Raw genomic sequence first — 11,398 nt, 5'->3', positions numbered from 1 at the left:
TTCACATTTCGATGTGATCGCCATATGCGCCGATCACATCGAAATTCAAGATCCCTTGAACACCGGCTTGCGCTTTTCGAAGAAAGCCTCGACGGCTTCGGCGTGGTCGTCCGTCGTATGGGCCGCGGACTGCATGGCGGCGGCCATTTCGAGCAGGGTAGGCAGATCGCTGCGGCGCCCCTCCCAGAGCAGGCGCTTGGTCATTCTCACCGCGTGCGGCGGGTTTGCGGCGATGCGGCGGGCAAGGGCGCGCGCCTCGTCCATGAGCAGGTGATCCGGCACGACCTTGGAGACGAGACCGCAGGCGAGCGCCTCGGCGGCATCGATCATGTCGCCGGTCAGCGCCATCTCGGCAGCCTTCGACCAGCCGACGACGCGGGGCAGCAGCCAGGAGCCGCCGTCGCCGGCGATAAGTCCGATCTTCACGAAGCTCTCGGCGAAGCGGGCGCTTTCGCCGGCGATGCGCAAGTCGCACATGCAGGTGAGGTCGCAGCCTGCACCGGCCGCCGCACCGTTCACGGCGGCGATCACCGGCACTTCCAGCGCGGCAAAGGCGAGCGGGAGGCGCTGGATGCCGCGCTTGTAATTGACGCGGGTACGGGTCGGCACGCCGCCGTTGACATTGCCGCCGGGCTTCATCTCGTTGATATTGCCGCCGGACGAGAAACCCTTGCCTGCACCGGTCAGGATGGCGACCCGCGCCGCCGGATCGCTTTCCAGCCTTTCGAGAGCACCGAGCAGCCCTTCGATCACTTCGGGGTCGGAGATCGGGTTGCGCATGTCCGGGCGATTGAGGGTGAGGGTGACGATGCCATCACCGTCGATCTCGTAGAGTACCGCGTCGTCCATGCTGCCAGGTCCTTCTCCGTTTTCCGGCACATGCCTTAGCAGGTTGACGCATAGGTAAAAGGGGCCGGACGTCACTCGGTCCAGCCCCCTTCGTTTCGTCGACAGGTATCAGGCCGCCTGCTTGCCCATCATCTTGGAGATATCCACCTGCCCTGTGGCAAGTCCGCCCATGAAGCCGCCATCGACCGGCATGACGATGCCATTGACCACACCGGCCAGCCTGGAGTTGATCAGCACCAGCGGTCCGGCCTGTTCCTCGGGCGTGGTATAGCGGCCGAGCGGTTCAGCGGCGGCATCGACGATCTCCTTGCCGGAAGTGGCATGGAAAGTCGCCATCATCGGCGTCTGGGTCGGGGAGGGCAGCGAGCAGTTGATGCGGATGCCCTTCTTGATCAGCTGCGCCCCCATGAACTGGGTCCAGACGATTACCGCTTCCTTGGAAAAGGCATAGCCTTCGGCGACCTGGTCGAGATTGGCTTCGCACCAGGCCAGGCCCGCGTCGAAGCCCTGCGTGGCAAGAATCTGCATATGGACGGGAATGCGTCGGCTCCAACCGAGCCCGCCGGTAGAGGCGATCGAGACGATCGCGCCGCCCGGTTCCATCATGGGCACGACGGTGTCGGTAAGGTGGCGGGTGCCGAGGAAGTTCACTTTCATGACGTCGATCGCCGGGAAACCGCCGCCACCGGGAAGGCCCGCACAGTTGAACAGGGCGTCGATCCTGCCGCCGACCTTGGTCGCGGCGGCTTCGATCGTCGACGGATCACGCAAGTCGATCTGCGTGAACGAGGCCATCGGCACCGAACTTTCCCTGAAGTCGAAGCCGTGTACTTCCGCGCCGAGATCGACCAGCATCCGCGCTGTAGCCTCTCCCATCCCCGAAAAGCACCCACTCACGATGACGCGTTTACCGCGGTATCCCAGAACGTCGTCCATGCTTGCTGTCCTTCCTCTCCTGCGGGCCCCGTTGGGGTGGGCGGGCGTTCGCGCCGATCCCGCTTCGTGCGATCCTTAGCTAGTCACAGAGCCACGGTCGCTTCAACAGCGCCGAAGGCTGATCGCAGGCGCGATGCGCAAGGGCCTGCTTGCCAGGATCGCCGGTTCCGAAGAAAGAGGCTTGATGAGACGCGACGACAGTCTTCGCAGCGATCCGCAACTGGATCCCCGTCTGGTCGAGGCCGTGATGGAGCAGATCCGCTCGGCCTTGGGCAAGTATCGTCATCGACCGGTGGTCATCGGACTGTGCGGCGCGCAAGGGTCGGGCAAGTCCACTCTGGCAGCCGAAGTCATGCAGCATTGCTCCCGGGAGAAACGGCATGCGGCCATCCTGTCGCTCGACGATCTCTACTTGACCCACGACGAGCGCGCGGACCTTGGGCGGAGTCTTCATCCTCTTTTTGCGACACGCGGTGTGCCGGGCACCCATGACATCGCCTTGGGGCTTGAAGTTCTCGACATCCTTGAAGGCGGGTTACCGGCGGCGCTGCCAAGGTTCGACAAGTTGCGCGACGATCGCATTCCTGAGGGGGACTGGCCGATCGTGGCACCGGGATGTGAGGTGCTTCTGTTCGAAGGCTGGTGCGTGGGCGCATTTCCGCAGCCGGGCAGCGAATTGCCGCAGCCGGTCAATTTTCTGGAAGCGTCGGAAGACCCGGATGGGCGCTGGCGCAGCATCGTCAACGATACCCTGGGCGATTCCTATCAGCGTCTCTTCGCGCGGATCGACCGGCTGATATTGCTGGCGGCACCAGGCTTCGAAGTGGTTCACGGTTGGAGGCTGGAACAGGAACGCGGGCTTGCGCCGAGCGATGCGGGAACGCGGCGCATGGACGAGCAGGCCGTCGCCCGTTTCATTGCCCATTACGAGCGGCTGACGCGGTGGATCCTCGCGGAAATGCCCGCACGCGCAGATCTGCTGGTGCGACTGGACGAGAAGAGGCGCGTTCTCGAAATCCGCTAATCCTGTTCCACTCGGCCTGATATCTAGTCGGCCTGATGCCGCACTTGCTCTGCCCGGCGCCGCTTGTGGCGCTCAAGGTCTGATGCGGAAGGGACGCGGTTGTCGATCAGGTCGGCCAGTACGGCGCCGCGTTCTCCGGCCGGAAGCGTAGGGCCTGTGGTCGTGTCGCAAAAGGTCTGCCGCTCGATCTCGGCATTGACGAGGGCGCCGAGCAATACGCCGTAGGCCGAGAGATAGAGCCACATCAGGAAAACGACGATGGCCGAGAGCGATCCGTAAGTCGCGTTGTAGTCGCTGATATAGGCCACATAGAGCGAAAAACCGAAGGAAACCGCGATCCACAGCAGGGTGGCCAGCAGCGAACCGGGGGCCAGCCATCGCCATTTCGCGGGGCGCCGATCCGGTCCGTAGCGCATGATCAGCGCGAAACCTGCGCTTCCCAGCGCAACGGCGGCCAGCCAGGTCAGCCACTTGAAGAGCACCGCCGTGGCATCGCCCAGGAACACGCTGGTCTGGGTCTGGAGCCAGGCGAAGACGCCGCCCGACAGTACCCCGGTCAGCGCGATGAGCACGGCGGAAACGGTAAGCCCCACGGCGCGCAGGGTAAGCGCGATGGTGCCGCGGGTCTCGCGCTCCTCATTGATGATGTTGAGCGCGCTCATCATGCCGTTGGCAGCGCGCATGCCGCCGAAGATCGCGAAGAACAGGGCGATCAGCAGCGCGAAACCGGTAACGCCGCGACTGGTGGTGACGATCTGGAGCAATTGCTGTTCCAGCATGCGCGCGACTTCGGGTGGGACCACTTCGACGATGCTCTGCATCTGCGAATGGACCGATTCCACATTGCCGATCAGGCCGTAGATCATCACGGTGGCGCCGATCAGCGGTGTCAGCGCGAGGAAGCAGTAGAACGCGAGGCCGCCCGCCAGCAGGCCCAGTTCGTGGAAGCCGCTCATCACGTAGACGCGCTTCAGGATCTTCCACCAGGCACGGCCGGGGATATTCCAGGGCGCATTTGCGTCCGTTCCGGGCTGATTTGGCACGGACTGTGTAGACATCTCGTCCTTGGCGGTTGACGTCGCTGTTCCTTCGTCGGATTTCATCGCTTACCCACTTGCGGCAGGGAACTTTCGCTGTTGCAATGCGATAGGGTATTCCACGAGGGGGCCTGTTGCCCATTCTCGACAGGGGGTTTACATCGCGCTGCTCATGCCTTGGCTAATCGATCAGAAGCCGGCTTGTTCCCTTTCGCTGCGCGACGGTGCGGGACTTGCCACTCTTTCCATACTGCTGGCCTGTACTTCCGCACCTGCCCATGCGCAGGACAAGGACGCGCAGGCATCGGTGCAGGCCGCCCCGACCGGCCAGACATCGAGCGGCCAGACAGCAACAAACCAGCCTGCATCGGACACGGACGCTTCCGCTGCGGATACCGGGAGCGACCCGGTTCAGGCGGGCAAGCTCGTCGTTCCGGCACCGCCTGCCGATGTCGTCTTGCCCGAAGTGAAGCCGGTCATTCCCGACGACGAGTTCAACAGGGCCATTCCCGCACTCGATTCGCAGGATGATCCCGAGATCGGCAAGCCGCTCGAATCCATCGAGGACTTCGAGCGCCGTATGGCGAGCGGGCAGACGGATCCCAAACCGGCTGAAGGGCAGGCCGCGCCCCTGGGGGATCCGGCGCTGTCGGATGGCGATACGAACGAAGCGGTAGGCGATGCCCCGGTGCGCGATGCGGAGCTGAACGCGCCGTTGCCGTCGATCGACCAGTTCGAAGTCACCCCGGTCCAGTTCGCGGAGCAGAAAAAGGACGACGAAAAGGATGTCGAGATCGCCTATCAGACCCGCATCGACGGGCTCGATGGCGCCGACGACGATACCGGAACGGATCTGAAGAGCGAATTCCGCTCTCACTCGGCGCTGAAGAAGGGGGATGGGAAAGCCGCGAACCTTGCCATGGTCAACGCCCGCCTGAGCGAAGACGCCACCCTGATGCAGACGGTGCTGGCATCCGAAGGCTGGTACTCGCCCATCGTCACCACCCGCGTGGAGCGGGCGCCCGAAGGGAGCGAAGGCGCTCCGCTTGTGGCGGTGATCAAGGTCGTGCCCGGCAAGCGCTATTCCTTCTCCGACATCGTGGTGAAGGCCGATCCTACCGTTCCGTCCGATCTCATCGCCAGGAACCTGTCGCTCAAGGTCGGAGAGCCGATCATTGCCGAGCGCGTTCAGGGCGCCGAGGCGCAAGTCGCGCTGGCTCTTCCCGAGAACGGCTACGCGTTTGCCAAAGTCGGCGATCGCGACATCCTGCTTGACGAGGATAGCGGCGAAGGCGTCTACACTCTTCCCGTGGACGTGGGGCCGCGAAGCCGGTTCGGCGGTTTCACCACGGCCGGAGACCAGGCTTTCGACGCCGAGCACATCGGCGTTCTCGCCCGCTTCAAGCGCGGCGATCTCTATGACAGCCGCAAGGTGGACGATCTGCGCAAGGCGCTCGTTGCCACGAGCCTGTTCTCCACCGTCGCCGTCGAACCGCGCAAGACCGGCGAACCCGCGCCGGACGATACCGAATATGTCACGCTGCACGTGCAGCAGGACGCAGGGCCGCCGCGCACAATCGCAGGGTCCGTGGGCTATGCTACGGGCGAGGGCGTTACCGCGCAGGCGACCTGGACCCATCGCAACATGTGGCCGCCGGAAGGTGCGCTGATCGCCAAGGCCATCGCCGGTACGCGGCAACAGGGTGCCGGCGTCACGTTCCGCCGCTCCAATGCCGGCAAGCGCGACCGGACTTTCGAGGTCGTGGCCGAGGCGTTCCACAACGATTACGATGCCTACAGCGCCTATACCGGCCGCATAGCCGCGCGCGTCGCCCGCGATTCCACCCCGATCTGGCAAAAGAAGTATACTTATGCCTTCGGCGTCGAAATGCTGGCCACGGCGGAAACCGACTACAACCGCACGACCGGCGACCGCGACCGCAAGCTCTATTACGTGGCGGGCGTCAATGGCCAGATCGGCCTCGATCAGACCGACAGCCTGCTCGATCCCACCAGGGGTTACCGCCTGACCACGCTGATCCAGCCGGAAGCCACCGTTCGCAACGGGTTCGATCCCTATGTCCGCGCGCGCATAGATGCATCGGCCTATTATCCGGTTTCGGACGGTCTCGTTCTCGCCGGGCGGGTCCGCTTCGGCACGATCCAGGGCGCGGGCCTGTTCGACATCGCGCCTTCGCGCCGCCTCTATGCGGGCGGCGGCGGCTCGGTGCGCGGCTATTCCTACCAGGCGCTAGGCGAACAGGCACCGGACGGCACGGCCGTCGGCGGGCGCAGCCTCAACGAAGGCTCGGTAGAGGCACGCTATCGCTTCGGCAACTACGGCGTCGTCGCTTTCGTCGATGCGGGACAGGCCTATCGGGAGACGATGCCGCAGTTCAACAACTTGCGTTACGGCGTCGGTATCGGCGGCCGTTTCTACACCAATTTCGGGCCTGTCCGCCTCGACATCGCCACGCCGGTCAATCGCCAGCCGGGTGAATCGCGCTTCAATCTCTATGTTTCGATCGGACAGGCCTTCTGATGTCGGACGATGACACCATGATCCCGGCCGACGAGCCTGAAACCGCCGAAACCGGCGCGCAAAAGTCAAAACCCTCGCTCTGGCGGCGTGCCCGCATACGTGCGCTCAAGACGGTGGTGGGCCTCGTGCTCGGCGCCGTCATCTTGGTTGCCGCGGTGATCTTCGGTATCGATACCGGGCCGGGCCACCGCTTCGTGGCCGAACAGATCGCCGGATTGCAGTTCGAGAACGGCATGCGGATCAAGGTGGGCCGCATCGAAGGCTCGCTGTACAACAAGATGACCCTTCGCGACCTCTCGGTCAGCGATCCTCAGGGTGAGTTCCTGTTCTCGCCGGAAATCGACGTCGATTGGCGGCCCTTCGCCTATCTCAGCAACCATGTCGATGTGCGCAGCGCCACCGCCCAGCGGATTATCCTGCGCCGGGTGCCGAAGTTCAAGCCGACACCGCCCAGCGATGCACCGCTCCTGCCGGATATCGACATCGACGTGGGCGAGCTGCGGATCGACCGTTTCATCTCCGAACCGCCCGTTTCCGGCAATCGCCGCATCGTCACGATAGACGGTAGCGCGCACATTTCCGATGGCCGCGCGCAAGTCGCCGCAAAGGGCGGCACGATCGCTATCGAGGGCAAGGAAGGCGGAGATCGCTTCAACCTCCTGCTCGATGCCGTGCCTTCCCGAAATCGCCTCGCCATAGATGTCGACCTCGACGCGCCGACCGGCGGCGTGATCGCGGCGCTCGGCGGGCTCAAGCAGCCGCTCAAGCTCAAGCTGGGCGGCAAGGGCGACTGGAAGGCGTGGAACGGCAAGCTGGACGCCAGCCTTGGCGGCGGCGAACTGGCCAAGCTGGATCTTGCCGCGCGCGACGGAACTTTCATGATCAAGGGCCCCACCCAGGTGGCGCGCCTCATGACCGGACCCACGGCGAGCCTGCTCGGGCCGATCACCAACCTCGACATCAAGGCGGCGCTCGACAAGCGGCGTGCGCAGGTGACCGGACGGATCTGGAGCGATGCCTTCACGCTCACGCCTAACGGTATCGTCGATCTTTCGGCCAACAGCTTCGAGGATTTCAAGCTCGACTTCGCCCTGCTGAAGCCCGCTGCCATCGCGCCGAACCTCAGCGGTTCCGGCCTGACCGCTTCCCTTGCCCTCGACGGCGCCTTCACGACGCCGAAGGTCGCCTATCGGATCAATGCCGCGCGCGTAGTGATGAACGACATGGGGCTGGAGCGTCTGAGCGCCAGCGGCGCGGCGCGGGTCGATGCGGACAAGATCCTGATCCCGGTCAGCGCACGCGTCCAGCGCATCACCGGCCTGGACACGGTCGCAGGCGGGCGGTTGGACAATGTCCGACTGGACGGCGACCTGGCCATCGATGGAACGCGCATCCTGTCCGACAATATGCGGCTGCGTTCGGATCGCATCGATGCCGGGCTGATCCTTGTCGCCGATCTGAGCAAGGGACTTTATACCGGCGCTGTCGATGGCAAGATCGACAATTACCGGCTCGATAGCGTCGGCATCTTCAATATTCGCACCAATATGGACCTGAAGAGCGAAGGTAATGGCTTCGCCCTGGAAGGTACGGTGCGCGCGCGCTCCACCAGGCTGCTCAACGAGAGCCTCCAGACTTACCTGGGCGGCAATTTCGCGGCGTCGTCGCGGGTCCGCTATGGTTCCGACGGGGTCGTGCGGTTCTCCTCGCTGCAACTGAACGCGCCCGACCTCAAGGTCAGCGGCGGGCAGGGGAGTTGGTCTCCCAATGGCCGCATCTCCCTTGCAGCACGCGGAAGTTCCAATCGCTACGGCGCCATCGGCGTGCGCGTGACCGGCACGATCGCCAATCCCGACGCCCATGTCACCGCCGAGCGTCCCGGCTTCGGGATCGGCCTTGCGAACCTTGACGCGCGGATCACCGGGATAAGGGGCGGCTACCGCTTCGACCTGACCAGCGACACCGACTACGGCCCGCTCAAGGCCGACGTGTCGCTGGGGCTGGGCAATCAGATGTCGGTGGACATCAACAGCGCCAATCTCTCGGGCGTCGATTTCGCGGGTCGTCTGGTCCAGACCAAGGCAGGGCCGTTCGCCGGGCAACTGACCGCCAACGGCAATGGCATCGGCGGTGCGCTGCGTCTCGATGCCGAGGGCAAGTACCAGGCCGTGGACTTCAATTTGCGAGGCAAGGACGCGGTGTTCCCCGGTCCGGCCAAGCTGACCATCGGCTCGGCCATCATCGACGGCCGCGCAGTCCTCTACGACAAGCCCAGCGTTGTTGCCGACGCCCAACTGGCAGGGACGTCCTTCGGGGCAGTGGATATCGCGGCAGCGCGCGTGCTGGTGGATTATCGCGACGGCCGGGGCAAGGCCAAGGGCTTGATCGAAGGCGTCAGCGGCGTGCCCTTCCGCGTAGGCCTCAATGCCGATCTCACGCCGGAAGTCTGGCGGGTCGCCTTGCAGGGCCGCGTTCGCGGGCTTTCGCTCAAGACGCAGTCACCTGCGCGGATCGTGCCGAAGGAAGGCGGCTACGAGCTTCTGCCGACCACCATCACTTTCGGGTCCGGCACGGCCAAGATCGCCGGAAGCTACGGCGCCGGGATGAAGATCCAGAGCCGGCTCGAGAATGTGGACGTCGCGCTCGTGAATGCTTTCGTGCCGGGTTACGGCCTGGGCGGAAAGGCGAGCGGCAGCTTCGACTTCGAACAGACGGACGCAGCCGCTTTCCCGCGCGCCGATGCCCGCATGAGCCTTGTGAACTTCACCCGCACCAGTTCCAGCACGGTAAGCCAGCCGGTCGATATCAACTTCGTCGGCAAGCTGCTTCCCGACGGGGGCGAGGCGCGGGCCGTGTTCCGCAAGCAGGGCAGCGTGATCGGCAGGCTGGTCGCCAGTCTGCGTCCCCTGCCGCCGGGCGAGGGCGCGTGGATGACCCGCCTCATGCAGGCGCCGCTGGGCGGCGGGATCCGCTACAACGGCCCGGCTGACACGCTGTTTTCCTTCGCAGGACAGCCGGGGCAGACGCTGACCGGTTCGGTCGGTCTTGCTGCGGACTTCTCCTGCCGTCTCTCGGACCCGTGCATCACCGGCCTGGTGAAGGGCAAGGACCTGACTTACGAGTATCAGGCCTATGGCACCCGCCTCAGCAACATGACGCTCGACGGCAAGTTCAGCGGCAACTCGTTCGAGCTCACATCGCTCAATGCCAATGCCGGAAGCGGCACGGTCAGCGCGAATGGACGGCTCAGCCTGGCTGCCGATGCCGGGTATCCGATGGACCTCAACGTCAAGCTGGACAATGCCCGCCTGGCGCGCAGCAACTCGCTCTCCGCCAGCGCGACGGGAACGCTCAATCTCAGCAAGAAGGCCGGTGAGACGCCGCTTCTTTCCGGGAACCTGCGCCTGCCGGAAACCCGCTACGAGATCGTCCGGCAGGGCGGCGTGGACGTGCCCCAGCTTACCGGGGTGCGCTTCAAGCCGCGCTCCGGCCCGACCCGCGTGACCGGCGAGGAACCGGCAACGCAGATCACCAGCGCCTTCTCGTCGGTGAGGCTGGACCTTCACTTGCGGGCGCCCGAAAAGCTCTATGTCTCGGGCATGGGCCTCGAATCGGAATGGAGCGCCGATTTCCGCCTCAGCGGAACGAGTTCGGCGCCCAGCATGGCCGGTGAGGTCAAGCTGGTGCGCGGCACTTTGGGCTTTGCCGGACGATCGTTCGAGCTGTCGGACGGCCTGATCTCCTTCAACGGCGGCCAGACCATCGATCCGACCGTGGCCATCACCGCGACCGAGACGATCGACGACGTGGATGTGACCGTCGCGGTCACCGGCCGTGCCTACAACCCGCAGATCGAGTTCAGTTCCGATCCGAGCCTGCCGCAGGATGAAGTGCTCTCGCGCATCCTCTTCGGCAGTTCGATCGAGAACCTCTCGGCGATCCAGGCGGTTCAACTGGCAACCTCGCTCAATTCGCTGCGTGCGACGGGCGGCGGCATCAACCCGCTCGGCAAGCTGCGCTCGGCGGCGGGCATCGATCGCCTGCGCATCCTCAGTCCCGACGAGGCGAGCGGACGCGGCACGGCGCTTGCGGCGGGCCAGTACCTGACGGACGACATCTACGTCGAACTCATTACCGACGCGCGCGGCTTCACCGCGACGCAGCTCGAAGTGAGCGTGACCAAGTGGCTTTCCGTTCTCAGCCAGGCGGGCGGCTCGGGCGTCAACAGCCTGAACGTGCGGATCAAGAAGGACTACTGATGCTTCGGGTGATGAGGCGGGCTTTCTTCGTGTTGGCAGGCGCGGCGGCATTGTCCGCCTGCCACAAGGAGCCGAGCTTCGAAGAGCGCTACGATGCGGCCAGCGAGAAGATCGAGCAGCGCGCCAAGGCGATAGATGCGCAGATCTCCGGTACGGGCACTCCTCCTGCGGAGAATGCCGCGCCGTGAATTTCGCGTCGGAGGGCAACCTCGGGTTTACCACTCTCTGCTAGGCCTCTGCGCCTCTACAGGCAAAAGGGGCAGGCAGTGCAGGTGCGAGACGATTGCGGCAGGATCAATCCGCGCCATGTCGTGCTGCTGGAGGCGCGCTGCCGGAAGTCGAGCTGGCACGTCTTCGGCGTGGAGCTTTCCGACATTTCCCAGGGCGGCTGCTGCATCGTCGGCAGCGCCGAGAATTTCGAGCCGAATCAGCGCGTGGCACTGCGCATTGCGAACCTGAAGGCAATCGAGGCGGAAGTGCGCTGGAGCCAGGAAGACCGCGTCGGCCTGGAATTCCTCACCCCGCTGGGCAAGGAGCAGATCGACGGAATCGCGAGCCTTTACGGCATTCCCGTCATGCGGCGGGCCATGCCCGGCATCGGAGGTCCGGCATAGGAGGTCCCGGCATGGCAGGATAGCCGCCTGCGACGCAGGACGCCCAGCAGGACAGATCATGTTTCAAGGGGGAAGGTGGTGGACGCACTTGGGCTCGAACCAAGGACCCGCTGATTAAGAGTCAGCTGCTCTACCAA

8 protein-coding genes are annotated in these 11,398 nt (G+C 64.6%); 5 read left to right on the top strand and 3 right to left on the bottom strand.

Annotation, left to right across the window (positions count from 1 at the left end; genetic code table 11):
* Positions 1–45 precede the first annotated feature (45 nt).
* A complete protein-coding gene (locus NTCA1_RS09335) occupies positions 46–849 on the bottom strand; it encodes a crotonase/enoyl-CoA hydratase family protein (RefSeq protein ID WP_159830196.1) in 804 nt (267 codons plus the stop codon).
* Positions 850–957: 108 nt separating this feature from the next.
* Positions 958–1,785, bottom strand: coding sequence for a coniferyl-alcohol dehydrogenase (locus tag NTCA1_RS09330; RefSeq protein ID WP_159830194.1), 828 nt, complete (start codon positions 1,783–1,785; stop codon positions 958–960).
* 184 nt (positions 1,786–1,969) lie between these two features.
* Between NTCA1_RS09330 and NTCA1_RS09325 the strand changes: the two genes are divergently transcribed.
* Positions 1,970–2,809: a kinase gene (locus tag NTCA1_RS09325; RefSeq protein ID WP_236549206.1), complete on the top strand. Its 840-nt coding sequence runs from the start codon at positions 1,970–1,972 to the stop codon at positions 2,807–2,809.
* Between the two features lie 23 nt (positions 2,810–2,832).
* Here NTCA1_RS09325 and NTCA1_RS09320 read toward each other — a convergent pair whose 3' ends face one another.
* A complete protein-coding gene (locus NTCA1_RS09320) occupies positions 2,833–3,867 on the bottom strand; it encodes a YihY/virulence factor BrkB family protein (protein WP_159830192.1) in 1,035 nt (344 codons plus the stop codon).
* A 151-nt stretch (positions 3,868–4,018) separates the two neighbouring features.
* On the opposite strand from NTCA1_RS09320, the gene NTCA1_RS09315 reads away from it, so the two are divergent.
* From NTCA1_RS09315 to NTCA1_RS09300, 4 genes are all read left to right on the top strand, one after another.
* Entirely contained in the window at positions 4,019–6,388 is a 2,370-nt protein-coding gene (locus NTCA1_RS09315) for a BamA/TamA family outer membrane protein (protein ID WP_159830190.1), read from the top strand.
* On the top strand, positions 6,388–10,647 hold the full coding sequence (locus NTCA1_RS09310; protein WP_159830188.1) for a translocation/assembly module TamB domain-containing protein: 4,260 nt from the start codon (positions 6,388–6,390) through the stop codon (positions 10,645–10,647). The genes NTCA1_RS09315 and NTCA1_RS09310 overlap by 1 nt, the downstream gene beginning before the upstream one ends.
* Positions 10,647–10,835: a hypothetical protein gene (locus tag NTCA1_RS09305; protein ID WP_159830186.1), complete on the top strand. Its 189-nt coding sequence runs from the start codon at positions 10,647–10,649 to the stop codon at positions 10,833–10,835. The genes NTCA1_RS09310 and NTCA1_RS09305 overlap by 1 nt, the downstream gene beginning before the upstream one ends.
* An 84-nt stretch (positions 10,836–10,919) precedes the next feature.
* Positions 10,920–11,261, top strand: a complete 342-nt coding sequence (locus NTCA1_RS09300) for a PilZ domain-containing protein (protein WP_236549205.1) — start codon at positions 10,920–10,922, stop codon at positions 11,259–11,261.
* Positions 11,262–11,398: the final 137 nt, after the last annotated feature.

Source organism: Novosphingobium sp. TCA1 (assembly GCF_009811895.1).
In the GTDB taxonomy this organism is placed as follows: domain Bacteria; phylum Pseudomonadota; class Alphaproteobacteria; order Sphingomonadales; family Sphingomonadaceae; genus Novosphingobium; species Novosphingobium panipatense_A.
The sequence above is the reverse complement of the archived record's forward strand: the minus strand, read 5'-3'. Positions and strand labels throughout refer to the sequence as shown.